Source organism: Shinella sp. G-2, from assembly GCF_050172695.1.
In the GTDB taxonomy this organism is placed as follows: Bacteria; Pseudomonadota; Alphaproteobacteria; order Rhizobiales; family Rhizobiaceae; genus Shinella.
Genome location: NZ_JBBEYH010000004.1, coordinates 292,366 through 311,566, shown reverse-complemented (window position 1 = coordinate 311,566; position 19,201 = coordinate 292,366). Strand labels below are relative to the sequence as shown.

The window sequence follows — 19,201 nt, the reverse complement described above, 5'->3', positions numbered from 1 at the left end:
GAGGAGAAATGCCATGACAGTCCAGACCCGCGTCAAGGAACGAGCCGAAGAACAGGCTTCCGCCATGACCGCCGACCAGCAGGCCATGATCCGCATGGTCGCCAACGACCTGCACCGCCTCAACCAGTCCGTCATGAAGGCGGTCGAGGCCGGCGTTTCGGTCGAGCTCGTCCGCTCCGCCCGCCACCATGGCGGAGAGGGCAACTGGGGGGATCTCCTGATCCCCGTCATCGTGACGCAGGGTCGCGGCTGAAACAGGCATATCCAGTCAAGAAAATCCCCGGCGTTCCCTGCGCCGGGGATTTTTCGTTTCACAGGTTTGGCGAGGCGCCGCAGCGGACTGCCCTTGGCGCGTCAGCCTTCCGCCTTGACCGGGACCGGCCGGAACATCTGCGCGAAGAACGTCCGGTCCGAGAGGCGGCGCAGCAGCAAGGCGATGGCGGCCGTAGCCGCGACGGCGAAGACGACCCGACCGACAAGAACGCCGTAGACGTCGGCGCCGAGCGAGATCACGATGAGCGTGTCCTCGATGACGCTGTGGGCAAAGCCCATGAGGACGCAGGAAAGGAAGATCTGGCGCGGCGAGATCGCGCCCGACTGCGCCTCGCGGATCAGGAGGCCCGCCCCGTAGGAAATGCCGAGGAACAGGCCGACGGCCGTCAGATGTTCCGCCTCCCCCCGGATGCCGGCGAGACGCAGCACCGGCGACAGCGCCTTCATCAGAAGACCCAGCGCACCCGTCACCTTGAGGACTTCGAGGCTCCAGGAGAGCACGACGAGGATGACGAGCATCCAGACCATGGTCTCGCCGAGGCCCAGCAGATAGGTGCTCCAGTCGGGCGTCGCGCTCATGGGGATCCAGGCGGGATCGACCGGCGCCGAAAGCCAGCCGGTGACCGAGAGAACCTGGTGCAGCAGAAAGGCATAGAGCAGCCCGCCGAAGAAGCGCAGCGCCGTCGTGGCGACCATGCCGGGACCCGCCTGCTGGATGATCTTCTGCTCGATGGGAAGGGCATGGGCGAAGAGGATGAGCGCCGAGAAGATCGTGACATCGGCGACGCTGAGCGAGGAGACGGGAACGAGCGTGAAGATCAGCGGGACGGCGCCCCAGATGCCGATGAGCATGCCGGTCAGCCAGGCAAGGCCCAGTTCCGGCGGCAGCCCGACGAGGTTCATGACGGGCGCGAAGACGGGCGTGATGGCCTCGATCACCCCCATACGCGACAACAGCTCCGTCAGGAGCGCGATCGGGACGGTGATGCGGACAAGCACCCAGTAGATTTCGAGGGTCTGCCTGGTTTTTTGCAGGGCTGAGGTCAAGAACGGCATTGGTGGGCTCCTTCCGGTTGCCCTCTTCCTAACCCGAACCGTCTCGCAGTTTTGGTCAAAGATTGCAGTTCTTTGCAATTTTATTGCAAAGATGTCTCCGGCTTCTATGCTGGGTGGATGGATCGCATCGACCGGAAACTCCTGAACCTCCTGCAACGCGACGCATCGCGCACCAATGTCGACCTGGCGGACGAGGTGGGCCTGTCGCCTTCGAGCTGCCTGCGCCGCATGCAACGGCTGCGGAAAACCGGCGTGATCGACCGCATCGTCGCGATCCTGAACCCGGCCAGGGCCGGGCGCACCATCAAGGCGCTGGTGACGGTGGAACTGAAACTGCACGGCGAACAGCACATGCGCCGCTTCCTGGACATCGCCGTCGCCGAAGAGGCCGTGTCGCAGGCCTATGCCGTCACCGGCGAAACCGATGTCGTCCTGATGCTGTGGCTGCGCGACATGGAAGAATATGTCGCGCTGTGCGACAGGCTCTTCAGCGACCAGCACAAAGTCGCCCGCTTCTTCACCATGGTGGTGATGCGGACGGCGAAAGACGAGACCGCCATCCGCCTTTGACCGGCCGCGCCTACCCGCAGGCCGCTTGATCATGGTCGCCCGCGAGAAGCGATCTGTCTTGCCGGCCATGCACAGGGGCGCATCTGCGTGCCGGACTCTTCATCGCGGCTCCGATGGAAGCGGGCAAAAGAACGCCCGCAAAGACCTTCGTCTTGCGGGCGCGTGTCGGGTCGCGGGCGGATCAAGCTGCGCGGTAGACCGCGTGCTCCTCCGCCTCGAGGCGGAACTGTTCGACCAGCATCATCAGCGTATCGGCATCGCCGGCAAGCTTGCGGCTCGCCGTGGTGGTGAGATCGACCATCGAGGCGTTCTGCTGGGTCATCTGGTCCATCTGGTTGACGGAGCCGTTGACCTCCTGCAGCGCCGCCGCCTGGTCGCGGCTCGCCGTCGCCATCATGTCCACATGCTGGCTGACGGTGACGATCTGCTGGCTGATCGAGGCAAGCACCGCGCCCGTCTCCTGCACGAGGTGGGAGCCGGCGCTGACCTCGCTCGTCGACTTCTCGATGAGGCCCTTGATCTCGCGGGCGGCGCTCGCCGAACGCTGGGCGAGTTCGCGCACTTCCTGCGCGACGACGGCAAAGCCCTTGCCCGCCTCGCCGGCGCGCGCGGCCTCGATGCCGGCATTGAGGGCGAGAAGGTTGGTCTGGAAGGCGATGTCGTCGATCACCTCGATGATCTGCTCGATCTGGCGCGAGGCGCCCTCGATGCGGTCCATGGCGGCGATCGCGTTGTTGACGACCGCGGCAGAGCTGTCGGCGCTGCGCTTGGTCGTGCCGACCACGAGGTTCGCCTCATGCGCCCGCTCGGCGGAGGAGCGCACGGTCGCCGTGATCTGTTCGACGGCGGCGGCCGTTTCCTCCAGCGAGGAGGCCTGCGATTCGGTGCGCTTGGACAGGGCATCGGCCGATTGCAGCATGTCCGAACCGCTGCGCTGGATCGACAGCGCGTTGTTGCGGATCTGGCCGAGCGTATCCTGAAGACGTTCCAGCGAGACGTTGAAGTCGCGGCGCAACTGTTCGAGACGGCCGGAGAACGGCGTGTCGATCTGGCGCGACAGGTCGCCGGCCGCAAGACGGCCGAGGCCGGCGGCAAGGGCGCTGACGGCAAAGTCGATCTCGGCGTCGAGGCTCTGCTTTTCGGCATCGTTGCGGGCGCGCTCGGCTTCCGCCGTGGCGCGCTGCTGTTCGCTTTCCGATTCGATGCGGATCTTCGACAGGGCGTTTTCCTTGAAGACGCCGAGGGCGCGGGCCATGTCGCCGATCTCGTCGGCGCGGCCTTCGCCGGAAATGCCGGTGTCGAGGAAACCGTCGGCCAGGCGGCGCATGGCGCCGGTGATCTGGCCGATGGGGCCCTTCAGCGTCAGCACCAGCGCGATGCCGGCGAGGATGGCGATGGCGGCGCCTGCCACGGTGGCGAAGATCGAGACCTGGTTGGCCTTTTCGCGCTCGGTGCCGGCGCTTGCCTTCTGTTCCTCGGCAAACTGGCTGAGGAGGTTCCAGATCGTATCGATCGACTGGCCGGCGGCGTCGAAATCGGCGACGCGCTCGGTGCTGATCTTCACCAGCTCAGCGCTGTCGGCCTCGATGCGCTCGATCAGCGGCTTCAGCGTCTCGTCGACCTTGTCGAAGAAGGGCAGGCCGCTGGCGCTGCCGCGCAGGCCGTTCATGTCGATGCGCAGGATCGAAAGGTTGCCGAGCAGCTTGACCCGGTTCTGCACCGAGGTCTGGCCGAGGAAGCGGGCGGCGGCGACTTCGATGTCGTCGATGGAGGACACCAGCTTGCGCGTGGAGCTCAGAACCGCTTCGGACTTGATGATCGGTGCGTCGAGCTCGTTGAAGATGCGGGTCGCTTCACGCATCTTTTCGGCGGCCGCGCCCTGCATCTGGATGGTGACCTGGCGGAAGCGGTTCACGCGGCGCGCGATTTCCGGCACCGTGACGCTCGCCGGATCGGACGAATTGAGATAGGCGCCGAGCTCGTCGATCGTGTTGCGGATGGTGATGGACACGACCTTCTGGTTCTTCGGCAGGATCATGGCGATCGAGCGTTCGGTCTTGGAGAAGAAGGGATAACGCTCCTTGACGATCTTGAGCTGATCCTCCGGCGTCGCGCCGCGGCTGAACTCGGAGAGGAACTCGCCGAAGAACTTGCTGGCGGCGGTCAGGCGCTCGGCCTCGCGCAGCATGCTCTTGGCGGCATTCTCGTTCTGACGCACCGTGCGCTGGAGCTTCGTCGCCTCGTCGAGGATCTTCACCTGCTCGCTGGTCAGCGTGTTCAGGTTCTTGTCCATCGTGTCATGCAGGGCGACTTCCTTCTGGTAGAGCGACCAGAGCCCGTCCATGCGCGCTTCGATATCCTTGGTCTGGGCCTGGGCGTCCATCAGCTTGGACTTGTCGGCATCCGGCGCAAGGCCGTCCATCGTGTCCTGCAGCACCTCGACCTGCGCGGTCAGGCGCTCATGAACGCCGTTGCGGCTTTCCTCGCTGGTGTTCTGCAGGAAGCGGTTCATGCCGGCATAGACATCCTTGAAGCCGCTCAGCGACTGGAGGACGCTGTTGGAAATCTCCATGCGGCCCTGAAGCAGGCCCGAGGCATAAAGCCCGGTGAAGCCCACCGCGCAGATGCTGAGCACGAAAGGCAGGATGAAAACCAGAACCTTGGTCTGGATCTTGAAACGCGCAAGAATTCTATCGATGAACATAGCGGAACATCCGTTGTCGGCGTGCTCCACCCCTGCCCTTTTTAGGGCCTCCCCAGGATTCGGACGCCGGATTACCGACTGTCATGCGGCCGCAATGCCGCCTATCCGGGAGTGCATTCATTGCCGGCCGTGTCTGCACCATGGCGACTCGGCCTCCGGACCTCAATCCGGGGATCATCGGCGGCAATCTTTAAAATTCCATCACCGCTTTAAACCGATTTATGACCAGTCGGAAGCGTCAGAACACGGCAAGCGCGAGGCCGGCAATGAGGCTCGCGGCAAGGGTGCAATTCAGGGTGATGAAGAGCAGCCGGCGGCGGCTTTCCTCTGCTGCGACGGCGATGGCGACGGCACGGGCGGGACGACGTCCTTGAGGCATCAGCACTACTCCATTACGCGGTGGCGCAGCCCGGACGATCCGGCCGGCCGGCTCCTGTCACGCTGTCTCCGCCCGATGGCCGGAAACGCCGACGTCGGCCAGCATCCGCCCCGACATCTTAAAGGACGGTAAAGACGGCGACGCCAATCAGGCGTCCTGGCCCGCCGCATGGCCGGAGGCCCAGGCCCACTGGAAATTATAGCCGCCGAGCCAGCCCGTCACATCCACCGCCTCGCCGATGACATAGAGCCCCGGCACCGTCTTCGCCGCCATGGTGCGGGAATCGAGCGACGCCGTGTCGACGCCGCCGAGCGTGACCTCGGCCGTCCGGTAGCCCTCGGAGCCCGGCGGGCGGAACCGCCAGTCCCTGAGGCGCTGGACGAGCGCATCGATGCGCTTGCCCGGTTGCTCGGCGAGCGGCCCGTCGATGCCGAGATCGGTGACGAAAAGCTGCGCCAGTTTCTTCGGCATGTGTTCGGCAAGCACCGTCTGCAGGGCCTGCCGGCCGTTCTGTTTTCGCGCCGCGGCGATGACGGCGGCAAAATCCACGTCGGGCCGGATGTGGAGGGCGATTTCCTCCCCCTCCCGCCAGTAGGAGGAGATCTGCAGGATGGCGGGACCGCTGAGGCCGCGATGCGTGAAGAGCGCGGCTTCCCGGAACTCCGTCTTGCCGTGGCGGGCGACGACATCGACCGAAACGCCCGGCAGGCCTTCATGGGCGGCGAGCGTCGCAGGGTCGAGCATCAGCGGCACGAGGCCGGCGCGGGTTTCCGTGACCTTCAGGCCGAACTGTTCGGCGATGCGATAGGCAAGGCCCGTCGCGCCCATCTTCGGGATCGACTTGCCGCCGGTGGCGACCGCCAGCGCGGCGGCTTCCACCGTGCCCGCTTCCGTGACGACCCGGAAGGCATGGCCGTCATGCTCGACCGACGCGACGGGCGTGGAGAGCCGGAGCTCCGCCCCCACCGCCTTCATCTCGGCAAGCAGCATGGCGATGATGTCCTTCGCAGAGTTGTCGCAGAACAGTTGGCCGAGCGTCTTCTCATGCCACGGGATGCGGTGGCGCTCGACGAGATCGAGGAAATCGCGCGGGGTATAGCGGGCGAGCGCCGACTTGCAGAAATGCGGATTGGCCGAGAGGAAATTCTTCGGGCCGGCATGGATATTGGTGAAGTTGCAGCGGCCGCCGCCGGAGATGCGGATCTTCTCGCCGGGGGCGCGCGCGTGATCGAGGACGAGCACGCGGCGACCCCGCCTGCCGGCCTCTATGGCGCACATCATGCCTGCTGCGCCTGCCCCGATGATGACGACGTCCTGCCGTTCCGCCACGTATGCGATCCCCGTTCGCCTTTTCCTTTCGGCCATCGCAGCCGAAAGTCAATCGGGACAGGGAAAACTAATTTTCCTGAAGAAATCGGCATTTCTACCCCCCGGGGGGAACTAGCCAAGGTTCAAACTGTGGTTATGATGGCGCCATCGTCAACCAAACCCGGTGTCTCATGCCGTCCAAAAAGAAAGTCGTTACCCCTACTATCGAGAAAGCTGCACGCTCCACAAAAATCCCTCCCGCTATCAGCGTGCCGCGCGGGGTAAAGACCTGGAAGGACGCCGCAGACTGGCTTCGCGCCCGCGGCATCGAAGACATCGAATGCATCACGCCCGACCTCGCCGGGGTGCCGCGCGGCAAGATGATGCCGTCGTCGAAGTTCACCTCGAACACGTCTCTGGCCCTGCCTTCCGCGCTTTACCGTCACACGATTTCCGGCGACTACCCGGAAGAGACCGGCAATTTCCGCTATGAGCCGCGCGACAGCGACCTCAAGCTTCTGCCGGACCTTTCGACGCTTTCCGTCGTGCCGTGGGAAACCGATCCGACCGCGCAGGTCATCTGCGACATCGTCGGTTCGACCGGCGAGAACGTGCCCTATACGCCGCGCAACGTGCTGAAGAACGTCGTGAAGATGTATAGCGACCGCGGCTGGAAGCCCGTCGTCGCGCCCGAGATCGAGTTCTACCTCGTCGCCGTCAACGACGACCCGGACTATCCGCTGCATCCGCCGAAGGGCCGGTCCGGCCGGTCCATCCAGGGCGGCCAGGGCTATTCCATCGCCGGCATCAACGAGTTCGACGAACTGATCGACGACATCTATCACTTCTCCGAACGGCAGGGTCTCGAGATCGACACCCTGATCCACGAGGAAGGTCCCGCGCAGCTCGAAATCAACCTGCGCCACGGCGATCCCGTCGAGCTTGCCGACCAGGTGTTCCTGTTCAAGCGCACGATCCGCGAAGCGGCGCTGAAGCACGGCATCTACGCCACCTTCATGGCCAAGCCCATGCAGGGCCAGGCGGGTTCGGCCATGCATATCCACCAGTCCGTGGTGGAGATCGCGACGGGCAAGAACGTCTTCTCCAATCCGGACGGATCGGCCTCGAAGGATTTCTTCCACTTCATCGGCGGCATGCAGGCCTATGTGCCGAAGACGCTGGTGATGATGGCACCCTATGTGAACTCCTATCGCCGCCTGACGCCCGACATGTCGGCGCCGGTAAACAATGCCTGGGGTTACGACAACCGCACGACGGCCTTCCGCGTGCCGGTATCGGACGCCGCGGCGCGGCGCGTCGAGAACCGCCTGCCGGGCTCGGACGCCAATCCGTATCTGGCGCTTGCGGCCTCGCTCGGCTGCGGTCTGCTCGGCATCATGAACCAGATCGAGCCGACCGCCCCGACGGAGGATACCGCCAACGAAGGATCGATCGAGCTGCCGCGCGGCCTGCTCGAGGCCGTGTCGCTGCTGGAATCCGATCCCGCGCTTGCCGAGGTCCTGAGCGCCGAGTTCATCGGCCTCTATTCCGGCGTCAAGCGGGGCGAGTTCGAGACCTTCATGCAGGTGATCAGCCCCTGGGAACGCGAGTTCCTGCTGCTCAACGTCTGAGCGGCCGGCGGTCCGGGCCGCCTGACGAGATCCAGTCCTGAGAGCGGCCGGCGCCCCGGCGCGCCGCCGCACCCTCTTGTTTACGAGTGTGTGCAATGCCCTGGCAAAGCCCTATTTCTCCCGGCATCTCCTGGTATGAGGCGAGTGTCGGAGACCGTCCCGAATATGCGCCTCTCGACGGCTCCGTCGAGACCGATGTCGCCATCGTCGGCGGCGGTTTCACCGGCCTTCAGGCCGCCTACAATCTTGCGAAGAAGGGCGTGCGCGTCACGCTCATCGAGGCGCACCGCTTCGGCGACGGCGCCTCCGGCCGCAACGGCGGCCAGCTCGGCACCGGCCAGCGCGCCGAGGCGGAGGAACTGGAGGCCGAGCTCGGCTATGAGCGCGCCAAGGCGCTGTTCGGTCTCGCGGAGAACGCCAAGCAGCATATCCACGATTTCGCCAGCGCCCAGAACCTCGACATCGAATACGTGCCCGGCCAGCTCAATGTCAGCCACAAGGCGAGCTACGAGAAGGATTTCCGCGACCACATCGAGATCGCCGCTACGCGCTACGACTACCCGCATATGCGCTTCATGGACCGCGCGGAAACGGAGGAGCGCGTCGGCTCGAAGCGCTTCTTCTTCGGTATCCGCGATACCGGCACCGGCCATATCCACCCGATGAAGCTCATCGTCGGCGTTGCCCGTGCGGCGAGGGCCGCAGGCGCGAGCCTCCACGAGAAGACCGCCGCCCTCAAGATCGACCGGGCGGGCGGCAAGGCCGTCATCACCACCGCCCGCGGCACGATCCGCGCCGACCGGGCGCTGATCTGCTGCAACGCCTATATCGGCGATCTGGAGCCGCAGACGGCGGCGCATGTCATGCCGATCCGCTCCTTCATCGGCGCGACGGTGCCGCTCGACAAGTTCCCCTCCGTCATTCCCGGCGGCGAAGCCATCGCCGACACGCGGTTCGTCGTGCGCTACTTCCGCAAGACCCGCGACGGGCGGCTGCTGTTCGGCGGGCGCGAGGCCTATTCGGAAAATCTCGACGACATGACCCCGCCCATCCGCCGGCAGATCGAGGAGGTCTATCCGGAACTCAAGGGCATCGAGCTCACCCATGCCTGGGGCGGCTCGGTCGGCATCACCATGCCGCGCAAGCCCTATGTGCGCGAGGTCATGCCCGGCATCACGACGATCGGCGGCTATTCAGGCCACGGCGTCATGCTGTCGAACTATTGCGGCAAGCTCTATGCCGAGGACGTCACGGGCGGAAGCGCGGAACTCGACTACCTCAAGGCCTTGAAAATACCGGCCTTTCCGGGTGGCGCGCGGTTCCGCTCGCCGCTGCTGTTCCTTGCCATGACCTGGTACGCGCTGCGCGACAGGCTCTGATCGGGACGAAAATCTCGATTTCGTTGCGTTGCACTCTGGCGTTTTTAAATCGATTAGATTATAACACCGGCAACTGAACGAGATCGAGATATCCGATGAGCAGCCAGATCATTCCCGTTGAACCCTTCGACTATGTCGTCTTCGGCGGAACCGGCGATCTTGCGGAACGCAAGCTCCTCCCGGCCCTCTACCACCGGCAGCTCGCCGGCCAGCTTTCCGACCCGACGCGCATCATCGGCGCGTCGCGCACCGCCTTCACGGATGCGGAATACCGCAAGTTCGCCATCGACGCGCTGAAGGAGCACCTGAAGCCCGGCGAATTCGAGGACGAGCAGGTGCGCATCTTCTGCGACCGGCTGTTCTATGTCGCCGTGGACGCCAAGTCCGACCAGGGCTGGGACAAGCTGAAGGACCTGCTCGACGAGGGCAAGGAGCGCGTGCGCGCCTTCTACCTCGCCGTCGCGCCGGCCATCTTCGGCGATATCTCGGAAAAGATCCGCGATCACAAGCTCATCACCAAGCAGACCCGCATCGTCGTCGAAAAGCCCATCGGCCGCGACCTTGCCTCGGCCAACGAGCTGAACAACACGATCGGCAAGGTCTTCCGCGAAGAGCAGATCTTCCGCATCGACCACTATCTCGGCAAGGAGACGGTGCAGAACCTGATGGCGCTGCGCTTTGCCAATGCGCTCTACGAGCCGCTGTGGAACTCCGCCCATATCGACCACGTGCAGATCACCGTCGCCGAATCCGTCGGCCTCGAAAGCCGCGCCGGCTACTATGACAAGGCCGGCGCGCTGCGCGACATGGTGCAGAACCACATTCTCCAGCTGCTCTGCCTTGTCGCGATGGAAGTACCCTCCTCCATGGATGCGGAAGCCGTGCGCGACGAGAAGCTGAAGGTTCTGCGCGCGCTGAAGCCGATCGACCAGTACAATGTCGAGCGCCTGACGGTGCGCGGCCAGTACCGCGCCGGCGCGTCCGCGGGCGGCCCGGTCAAGGGCTATCTCGAGGAACTGGAAGGCGGCGTTTCCAACACCGAGACCTTCGTCGCCATCAAGGCCGAGATCGGCAACTGGCGCTGGTCGGGCGTGCCCTTCTACATCCGCACCGGCAAGCGCCTTTCCACGCGCATGTCGGAGATCGTCATCACCTTCAAGCCGATCGCCCATTCGATCTTCGATCCCTCGGCCGGCCGCATCGAGCAGAACCAGCTCATCATCCGCCTGCAGCCGGACGAAGGCGTCAAGCAGTCGCTGATGATCAAGGACCCCGGCCCGGGCGGCATGCGCCTGCGCAACGTCTCGCTCGACATGAGCTTTGCCGAGGCCTTCGACGCGCGCAATGCCGACGCCTACGAGCGCCTGCTGCTCGACGTCATCAGGAACAACCAGACGCTCTTCATGCGCCGCGACGAAGTGGAAGCGGCATGGCGCTGGGTCGACCCGATCCTGAAGGCCTGGGAAGCGACCGGCCAGCAGGCGCAGGGCTACACCGCCGGCACCTGGGGTCCGAGCCAGTCCATCGCCCTCATCGAGCGCGACGGCCGTACCTGGCACGAAACGTAGGGAAGACCGATGAGCGCGAGACTGCATGAATTCAAGGACGGCGCGACGCTCGCCGAAAGCCTGGCGGACCGGGTTGCCGGCGTGCTGGCCGACGCCGTCGCCGCCCGCGGCAAGGCCACCCTCGCCGTTTCCGGCGGCTCGACGCCGAAGGCCTTCTTCAAGGCGCTGTCCGGTCGCGACCTCGACTGGTCGAAGGTGACGATCACGCTGGTCGACGAGCGCTTCGTGCCGGCCGACAATGCGCGCTCGAACCACCTGCTCGTCGCCGACAACCTGCTGCAGGGCAAGGCGAAGGAGGCGGGCTTCCTGCCGCTCTATCGCGCGGCCGGCAGCGCGGAAGAGGCCGCGAGGATCGTCTCCGCCGATGCCGAAAGCCTCGGTCATCCCTTCGACGTCGCCATTCTCGGCATGGGAACGGACGGCCACACGGCTTCGTTCTTCCCCGGCGGCAACCGTCTTGCCGAGGCGATCTCGGACGAGACGCCGCGCGGCGTGATCACCATGGAAGCCGAAGGCGCGGGCGAGCCCCGCCTCACCTTCACCTTCGCCAGCCTTCAGGATGCCCGCCTTCTGGTGCTGCATATCGAGGGCCAGGGCAAGAAGGACGTGCTGGCCGCCGCGGAAGGCGACGGTCCGGAAACCGACATGCCGGTCCGCGCCATTCTGCGGCGCGCGGCAACGCCGGTCGATATCTACTGGGCGCCCTGAAGCGCCCAGCCGGCTGAAGCCGAACATGCCCCGGCGCATGGCGCCGTTTCCCCGCGGAGGGCGCAGCGTTCCCGCTCGCCTTGCCGTGCCAGACTGCAATCGAGAAAGTCAGGATAGCTCCCATGTCCGCCGACAAACGCATCGAAGCCATCACCGCCCGCATCGTCGAACGCTCCAAGCCGCACCGCCAGCCCTATCTGGAGCGTGTGCGCGCCGCTGCCTCCAAGGGCGTGCACCGCGCCGTGCTGTCCTGCGGCAACCTCGCGCACGGCTTTGCCGTCTGTTCCCCCGCCGAGAAGGATGCGCTCGCCGGCGACCGCGTCCCGAACCTCGGCATCATCACCTCCTATAACGACATGCTCTCGGCCCACCAGCCGTTCGAGACCTATCCGGCGCTGATCCGCGAAGCGGCGCGCGAAGCCGGCGGCGTGGCGCAGGTCGCCGGCGGCGTGCCGGCCATGTGCGACGGCGTCACCCAGGGCCAGCCGGGCATGGAACTGTCGCTCTTCTCGCGCGACCTGATCGCCATGGCGGCGGGCGTCGGCCTGTCGCACAACATGTTCGATTCCGTCGTCTATCTCGGCGTCTGCGACAAGATCGTGCCGGGCCTGACGATCGCGGCGCTGACCTTCGGCCACCTGCCCGCCATCTTCATTCCGGCCGGCCCCATGACCTCGGGCCTGCCGAACGACGAGAAGGCGCGCGTGCGCCAGCTCTATGCCGAGGGCAAGGTCGGCCGCGCAGAGCTCTTGGAAGCCGAATCCAAGTCCTATCACGGCCCCGGCACCTGCACCTTCTACGGCACGGCCAATTCCAACCAGATGCTGATGGAGATCATGGGTTTCCACATGCCTGGCGCCTCCTTCATCAATCCCGGCACGCCGCTGCGCGACGCGCTGACCAGGGAAGCCGCCAAGCGGGCGCTCGCCATCACCGCGCAGGGCAACGAGTTCACCCCTGCCGGCGAGATGATCGACGAGCGTTCCATCGTCAACGGCGTGGTGGGCCTGCATGCCACGGGCGGTTCGACCAACCACACGCTGCACCTTCTCGCCATGGCGCGCGCCGCCGGCATCGTGCTGACCTGGAAGGATATTTCCGAGCTCTCCGACGTCGTGCCGCTGCTTGCCCGCGTCTATCCGAACGGCCTTGCCGACGTGAACCATTTCCACGCCGCCGGCGGAATGGGCTTCCTCATCCAGGAACTGCTGAAGACCGGCATGCTGCATGACGACGTGCGCACCGTCTACGGTCAGGGCCTCCAGGCCTATACGATCGATCCGCAGCTTGGCGAGAACGGCACCGTCCACCGCGCGCCGGCACCGAAGGTCAGCCACGACCCGAAGGTGCTCGCCAGTATCGAGACCCCCTTCCAGGCGACGGGCGGCCTGAAGATGCTGACCGGCAATATCGGCAGCGCCGTGATCAAGATTTCCGCCGTCAAGCCGGAACGCCACGTCATCGAGGCGCCGGCCAAGGTCTTCCACGACCAGCTCGAACTCAACGCCGCCTTCAAGGCCGGCGAGCTGACGGGCGATTTCATCGCCGTCGTGCGCTTCCAGGGACCGAAGGCCAACGGCATGCCGGAGCTGCACAAGCTGACCACCGTGCTCGGCATCCTGCAGGACCGCGGCCAGAAGGTGGCGCTCCTGACGGACGGTCGCATGTCCGGCGCGTCCGGCAAGGTGCCGGCGGCGATCCATGTGACGCCCGAGGCGGTCGACAACGGTCCCATCGGCCGCATCCGCGACGGCGACATGATCCGGCTGGACGCGACCCATGGCACGATCGAGGTGCTGGTCGACGCCGCCGAATTTTCCGCCCGCCCACAGGCAGCGGCCGATCTCTCCGGCAACGAATTCGGCATGGGCCGCGAACTCTTCGCCCCGTTCCGCGCCATTGCGGGACCGGCGGACCACGGGGCGAGCGTGCTCTTCGCGTAGGGCGGACGGCCGTTCAGGCGGCCATTTTCACGCGCGCCGGCGCCTGCTCGGGCAAGGCCCGGGCACGATGGCGGAAAAGCAGGCGATCGATCGCGGACGGAGGGGCATGCGCCCCTCTTTTCGTCTCAGCTATAGATGTCCAGCGTCCGGCCCTGGTGATTGCGATGGGTCGAGTAGACGAAGATGCGCTGCAGGTCCTTGTCGGAGAGCATGCGCAGGAAGCGGGCTTCGACCACGTCGTTGGGATAGACGCGTTGCGTCAGGCAGCCGATCATCGGCAGGCGAGCGCTGACGATGTCGAGATAGAAGTTGCGCGGCAGCTGGAACTTCGTCGTCATGGTGATGACGGCGCCGCTGCGGGACAGCTTGACGATCACGCCACGGCGCGAGACGAGATTGACGAGACCGCCACTCTCGGTGAACTCGATGCGCGCCTCGTTGCAGGTGTCCTCCATCGGGAAACTCTTTTCCCGGTCATACATGAAGGACTCTTCCTTGTTCAGGTAGCTGCCTCGCGGCCCTTGATCCTGAAAACGCATCTGCTTGCCCCCGGCACTTTCAATTTCCGCAGAAAGCCTAGGGACGAGTGCTTAACATCGGGTTGAGCGGCGGGGCGAAATCCTGCCGCCGCCCCCCGAAATCAGGCTGTGCGATAGCTCTTTCCGGCGGCATCGAAGAGATGCAGCTTCGCCCGGTCCGCCGTGAAGCGCACCCTCTCGCCGCGCTTGACGTCGAGGATGCCGGGGATCTTCGCGATGATCGGCTCGCCCTGCACCAGACCGTCGATATAGAGCAGCGTCACCTCGCCCAGCGCCTCGACGATGGCGACCGTGCCCTCGAAGAGGAAGTCCTCGCCGCTGGTGATCTGCAGGTCCTCGGGCCGCACGCCGAAGCTCGCCGTCTTGCCCACTTCCGAGGCCGACGTCGCGATGCCGACGCCGCAGGTGCGCCCGCCGGTCAGCTCCAGCGCGGTCGTTTCGCCGGCGGCCGTGATCTTCGCCGGAATGATGTTCATGGCCGGCGAGCCGATGAAGCGGGCGACGAAGAGATTGGCCGGACGCTCATAGAGTTCCAGTGGCGGACCGACCTGCTCGATATGGCCGGCCGACAGCACGACGATACGGTCGGCGAGCGTCATCGCCTCCACCTGGTCATGCGTCACGTAGATCATCGTCGTATCGGCCATCTGCTCGTTGAGCTTGGCGATCTCGATGCGCGTGGCGACGCGCAGCGCCGCATCGAGGTTGGACAGCGGCTCGTCGAAGAGGAAGACCTTCGGGTTGCGGCAGATGGCGCGGCCGATGGCGACGCGCTGGCGCTGGCCGCCCGAGAGCGCCTTGGGCAGGCGTTCGAGATATTTGGTGAGCTGGAGGATATCGGCGGCCGAGCGCACCCGGCGGTCGATCTCCTCCTTGCTTTCTCCCGCGATCCGCATGCCGAAGGCCATGTTGTCGTAGACCGTCATGTGCGGGTAGAGCGCGTAGGACTGGAACACCATGGCGATGCCGCGCTTGGAGGGCGGCACGTCGTTGACGCGCTCGCCATCGATCGTCATGTCGCCGCCGGTGATCTCCTCCAGACCCGCGATCATGCGCAGGAGGGTCGACTTCCCGCAGCCGGAGGGGCCGACGAAGACGATGAACTCGCCTTGCTTGATATCGAGGTCGATGCCGTGGATCACGTTCACCGAGCCGTAGGACTTGCGGATATCCTTCAGAACCAGCCCTGTCATGTCTCTCTCCCCTGTAACGTGTTAGGCAAAGCGGGCGAAGAACCCGCTCCAGGCCGGAAGTTCGATATTTTCCTCATGCATCACGCTGCCGAAACCATGGCCCTCCAGCGCCTCCAGCGTGCCGGACGGCAGGTCGGCAAGGCGGGCGATCGGGCTCATGTTGAAAGCGCAGAACACCTTCTCGTTGCCGTGTGTGCGCACGAAGGAGAGGATCGCGCCCTCGGCGGCATGGAATTCGATCTCGCCCTTGACCAGCGCCGCATGCTCCTTGCGGAAGGCGAGGAAGCGGCGGTAATGCGCCAGCACCGAGGCCTCGTCGCCGTCCTGTACGCTCACCGCGCGCTCGAGGTGGACATCCGGCACCGGCAGCCAGGGCTTGCCGAGGCTGAAGCCGCCGGCTTGCTGGCGGCCGTCCCAGACCATCGGCGTGCGGCAACCGTCGCGGCCCTTGAAGTCCGGCCAGAACTGGATGCCATAGGGATCCTGCAGATCCTCGTAGGCAAGCTCGGCCTCCGGCAGGGCCAGTTCCTCGCCCTGGTAGATGCAGACCGAGCCGCGCAGCGACATGAGAAGGCTGGCGAGCAGCTTGGCATGGGCGTCGTGGTCGGTAACGGCATTGCCCCAGCGGCTGACATGGCGCATCACGTCATGGTTCGAGAAGGCCCAGCAGACCCAGCCCTCGGGCGCGGCCTTTTCCAGCGCGCGCTGCGTCTCGGCCACGAAGGCCGGCGTCAGCGGATCGGGGGCCAGGAACTCGAAGGCGTAGCACATGTGCATCTTGTCGCCGCCGGAAGTGTATTCGCCGGCGATCTCCAGGCCCCGCTGGCTGTCGCCCACTTCGCCGACGGCCGCGATGGCCGGAAACTCTTCCATCACCGCGCGGAAACGCTTGAGGAAGTCCAGGTTCTCCGGCTGGTTCTTGTCGTAGAGATGTTCCTGATAGTTGTAGGGGTTCACGGCAGGCGCCGTCTGCGCGTTGCGGCGCTCGGGGGCGAGCGACGGGTTGTCGCGCAGGTCCTTGTCGTGGAAGTAGAAGTTGATCGTGTCGAGGCGGAAACCGTCGACGCCGCGCTCCAGCCAGAAGCGGGCGACCGAGAGCAGCGCGTCCTGAACCTCCGGATTGTGCAGGTTGAGGTCCGGTTGCGAGGTCAGGAAGTTGTGCATGTAATATTGCAGGCGCGTCGGATCCCACTGCCAGGCCGAGCCGCCGAAGATCGACAGCCAGTTGTTCGGCGGCGTTCCGTCCGGCTTGGAATCGGCCCAGACATACCAGTCCGCCTTGGGGTTCGTGCGGCGCGAGCGGCTTTCGACGAACCAGGGATGCTTGTCGGAGGTGTGCGACAGAACGAGGTCGATCATGACGCGAATGTTGAGGCGATGCGCCTCGGCGATCAGCGCATCGAAATCGGCCAGCACGCCGAAGATCGGATCGACGTCCTGGTAATCCGAAACGTCGTAGCCGAAATCCTTCATCGGCGAGGTGAAGAAGGGCGAAATCCAGATCGCGTCCACACCGAGCGAGGCGACATGGGCGAGCCGCTCGGTGATGCCCCTGAGGTCGCCGATCCCGTCGCCATTGGTGTCCTGGAAGGAGCGCGGGTAGATCTGGTAGATCACCGCGCCGCGCCACCAGTCCTTGTCCGGCGTGAGAAGAGTGGAATCCAACGTCGTCATTCCTGTTTCCTGTATCGAAGTTGTCTCAGCCGCCCTTGACCGACCCCGCCAGCAGGCCGCGCACCAGGTAGCGCTGCAGGCTGAAGAAGACGATGAGGGGGACCACGATGGTGATGAAGGCGGAGGCCGTGAGGATTTCCCAGTTGCCGCCGCGCGAGCCGAGCAGGTTCACGAGACGCCCGGTCAGGACCAGTTCGTCATTGCCCGTGCCGAGGAAGACCATGGCGACGAGCAGGTCGTTCCAGGTCCACAGGAACTGGAAGATGGCGAAGGAAGCGAGTGCCGGGAAGGACAGCGGCAGGATGATCTTCACGAAGATGTCGAAGTCGGATGCGCCGTCGACGCGGGCCGATTCCATGATCTCGCGCGGCAGGCCGGCCATGTAGTTGCGCAGCAGGTAGACCGCAAGCGGCAGGCCGAAGCCCATATGGGCGAGCCAGATGCCGACATAGGTCTTGGCCGGCACGCCGAAGAAGGCGCCGACGCCGTTATAGAGCCGGAGCAGCGGGATCAGCGACATCTGCAACGGCACGACGAGCAGGCCGACGATGACCGCGATCAGGATCGCCCGGCCGGGGAACGGCATCCAGGCGAGCGCATAGGCGCAAAAGGCGGCGACGAGGATCGGGATGATCGTCGAGGGGATCGCCACCGTCAGCGAGTTGAGGAAGGAGGAGCCGATGCCGGCGGCGCTGAGGACTTCACGATAATTGTCGAGCGTGAAGCGCGGCGGCACGGAGGCGGTGTAGAAGATGCGCTGGCCGCGCGTGCCCTCCATCTTCGTCGGCGAGACGATCTCGTAGCTGCCGTCCTCGTTGACGGTCAGCGTCTGGCCGTCGCCGATATCGGCCGCCTTGCCGGCCTCGAAGGCGGCGGGCTGCAGGGGACGGAAGCCGAAGGCGGAGACCTTGGCGTCGCCCCCTTCCAGCAGATCCCCCGTGATGACGAACTTGCCGTCCTTCTCGACCTGCGCCTCGGGCGACGCCGCGCGTCCCGTGAGGTTCTGCGAGGAGGTGGAAAGGGCGGTCCACCAGCCGGAAACGGCGAGCTGGTCCTTGTCGCGCAGCGAGGAGATGAGGAGGCCCGCGGTCGGCAGGGTCCAGAGCGCGACGAGCAGCAGGACGGAAAGATGGACGACGATGGTGAGCGGCGAACGGGACGAGGCGATCATCTCAGTGGCCTTCCATTTCCTTGGTGGCGTTGCGGATGTTCCAGATCATGATCGGGATGACGAGGATCATGATGACGACGGCAATCGCCGCGCCACGCCCGAAATCGCCGCCGCCGCGGAACATCCAGTCGAACATCAGGTTCGCCAGAACCTGCGTTTGCCACTGGCCGTTGGTCATCGCCAGCACGATGTCGAAGACCTTGAGGACGAGGATGGTGATCGTCGTCCAGACGACGGCGATCGTGCCCCAGATCTGCGGCACCATGATCTTGAAGAAGATCTGGAAACCGTTCGCCCCGTCGATGACGGCCGCTTCGATTGTCTCCTCCGGGATGCCGCGCAGGGCGGCGGAAAGGATGACCATGGCAAAGCCGGTCTGGATCCAGATCAGGATGACCATCAGGAAGAAGTTGTTCCAGAAGGGAATGGTCATCCACGCCTCGGGCGTGCCGCCGAAGGCGACGACGATGGCGTTGAGGATGCCGATCTGCTCGGACCCCTCGGAACGGAAGTCGTAGACGAATTTCCAGATGACGGCGGCGCCGACGAAGGAGATCGCCATCGGCATGAAGATCAGGGTTTTCGCGATATTGCCCCACCAGATGCGGTCGGTCAGCGCGGCGATCACGAGGCCGAAGAAGGTGGAGAGCGCCGGCACCACGAGGAGCCAGAGGAAATTGTTGAAGATCGACTGGCGGAATTCGCCATCGCCCAGCATCCAGACATAATTGCTGAAACCGACGAACTGCTGGCCGGAGCGATCGAGGAAGGAAAGCCGCACGGACTCGAAAACCGGATAGACCAGATAGATGGCGAGCGCGAAGAGCGCCGGCGCCATGAACAGCCAGGGACGGATGGCATTGGTAAGCCGAAGATTACGGGATGCCTCAGCACCCACCAGCCCCTTGGAGGGGAATATCCTGTCGAGCAGCCAGTTCGTTCCGAAGAAATAGACGACACAGGCGAGAACGCCTCCGACCATCGTGGAAACGGCGAATAACAATTGCGGCATGGCGGTCCCTCCCCAGGAATGCACCCCACCCTCTCGGGTGCATCGATCGTTCACGCGGCTCTCACCGCATGGTCCGGCTGCACTTTCGCATGC

Annotated in this window: 16 protein-coding genes; 7 read left to right on the top strand and 9 right to left on the bottom strand. The window is 65.0% G+C overall.

The window, feature by feature from the left end; genetic code table 11:
* The first annotated feature begins 13 nt into the window (after positions 1–13).
* Complete coding sequence (locus V8U06_RS10560) at positions 14–253, top strand: hypothetical protein (RefSeq protein ID WP_226920376.1); 240 nt, start codon at positions 14–16, stop codon at positions 251–253.
* A 101-nt stretch (positions 254–354) separates the two neighbouring features.
* Here V8U06_RS10560 and V8U06_RS10555 read toward each other — a convergent pair whose 3' ends face one another.
* Positions 355–1,329, bottom strand: coding sequence for a nucleoside recognition domain-containing protein (locus V8U06_RS10555; protein WP_427140580.1), 975 nt, complete (start codon positions 1,327–1,329; stop codon positions 355–357).
* 117 nt (positions 1,330–1,446) lie between these two features.
* On the opposite strand from V8U06_RS10555, the gene V8U06_RS10550 reads away from it, so the two are divergent.
* On the top strand, positions 1,447–1,899 hold the full coding sequence (locus tag V8U06_RS10550) for an Lrp/AsnC family transcriptional regulator (protein ID WP_427140579.1): 453 nt from the start codon (positions 1,447–1,449) through the stop codon (positions 1,897–1,899).
* A gap of 181 nt (positions 1,900–2,080) precedes the next feature.
* Here V8U06_RS10550 and V8U06_RS10545 read toward each other — a convergent pair whose 3' ends face one another.
* From V8U06_RS10545 to V8U06_RS10535, 3 genes are all read right to left on the bottom strand, one after another.
* Positions 2,081–4,603, bottom strand: coding sequence for a methyl-accepting chemotaxis protein (locus tag V8U06_RS10545; protein ID WP_427140578.1), 2,523 nt, complete (start codon positions 4,601–4,603; stop codon positions 2,081–2,083).
* Between the two features lie 238 nt (positions 4,604–4,841).
* Positions 4,842–4,982, bottom strand: coding sequence for a hypothetical protein (locus V8U06_RS10540; protein WP_427140577.1), 141 nt, complete (start codon positions 4,980–4,982; stop codon positions 4,842–4,844).
* Positions 4,983–5,129: 147 nt separating this feature from the next.
* Positions 5,130–6,311: an NAD(P)/FAD-dependent oxidoreductase gene (locus V8U06_RS10535; protein WP_427140576.1), complete on the bottom strand. Its 1,182-nt coding sequence runs from the start codon at positions 6,309–6,311 to the stop codon at positions 5,130–5,132.
* A gap of 170 nt (positions 6,312–6,481) precedes the next feature.
* On the opposite strand from V8U06_RS10535, the gene V8U06_RS10530 reads away from it, so the two are divergent.
* From V8U06_RS10530 to edd, 5 genes are all read left to right on the top strand, one after another.
* Positions 6,482–7,921 carry a glutamine synthetase family protein gene (locus tag V8U06_RS10530; protein WP_427140575.1) on the top strand — a complete coding sequence of 480 codons (1,440 nt, stop codon included), beginning with the start codon at positions 6,482–6,484 and terminating at the stop codon, positions 7,919–7,921.
* 95 nt (positions 7,922–8,016) lie between these two features.
* On the top strand, positions 8,017–9,300 hold the full coding sequence (locus tag V8U06_RS10525; RefSeq protein WP_427140574.1) for an NAD(P)/FAD-dependent oxidoreductase: 1,284 nt from the start codon (positions 8,017–8,019) through the stop codon (positions 9,298–9,300).
* A 95-nt stretch (positions 9,301–9,395) separates the two neighbouring features.
* Positions 9,396–10,868 carry a glucose-6-phosphate dehydrogenase gene (gene zwf, locus V8U06_RS10520; protein ID WP_427140573.1) on the top strand — a complete coding sequence of 491 codons (1,473 nt, stop codon included), beginning with the start codon at positions 9,396–9,398 and terminating at the stop codon, positions 10,866–10,868.
* Positions 10,869–10,877: 9 nt separating this feature from the next.
* Complete coding sequence (pgl, locus tag V8U06_RS10515) at positions 10,878–11,576, top strand: 6-phosphogluconolactonase (protein WP_427140572.1); 699 nt, start codon at positions 10,878–10,880, stop codon at positions 11,574–11,576.
* Positions 11,577–11,698: 122 nt separating this feature from the next.
* The gene (edd, locus tag V8U06_RS10510; RefSeq protein ID WP_427140571.1) at positions 11,699–13,519 is read left to right on the top strand and encodes a phosphogluconate dehydratase; all 1,821 of its coding nucleotides are present in this window, start codon (positions 11,699–11,701) and stop codon (positions 13,517–13,519) included.
* Between the two features lie 125 nt (positions 13,520–13,644).
* Here the strand turns inward: edd and V8U06_RS10505 are convergent, their stop codons facing one another.
* From V8U06_RS10505 to V8U06_RS10485, 5 genes are all read right to left on the bottom strand, one after another.
* The gene (locus V8U06_RS10505) at positions 13,645–14,058 is read right to left on the bottom strand and encodes a hypothetical protein (protein WP_427140570.1); all 414 of its coding nucleotides are present in this window, start codon (positions 14,056–14,058) and stop codon (positions 13,645–13,647) included.
* A 101-nt stretch (positions 14,059–14,159) separates the two neighbouring features.
* On the bottom strand, positions 14,160–15,251 hold the full coding sequence (locus V8U06_RS10500; RefSeq protein WP_427140569.1) for an ABC transporter ATP-binding protein: 1,092 nt from the start codon (positions 15,249–15,251) through the stop codon (positions 14,160–14,162).
* Positions 15,252–15,272: 21 nt separating this feature from the next.
* Entirely contained in the window at positions 15,273–16,925 is a 1,653-nt protein-coding gene (locus V8U06_RS10495) for an alpha-glucosidase (protein WP_427140568.1), read from the bottom strand.
* Between the two features lie 25 nt (positions 16,926–16,950).
* Entirely contained in the window at positions 16,951–18,096 is a 1,146-nt protein-coding gene (locus V8U06_RS10490; protein WP_427140567.1) for a carbohydrate ABC transporter permease, read from the bottom strand.
* Between the two features lies 1 nt (position 18,097).
* The gene (locus tag V8U06_RS10485) at positions 18,098–19,108 is read right to left on the bottom strand and encodes a carbohydrate ABC transporter permease (RefSeq protein ID WP_427140566.1); all 1,011 of its coding nucleotides are present in this window, start codon (positions 19,106–19,108) and stop codon (positions 18,098–18,100) included.
* Between the last annotated feature and the right edge of the window lie 93 nt (positions 19,109–19,201).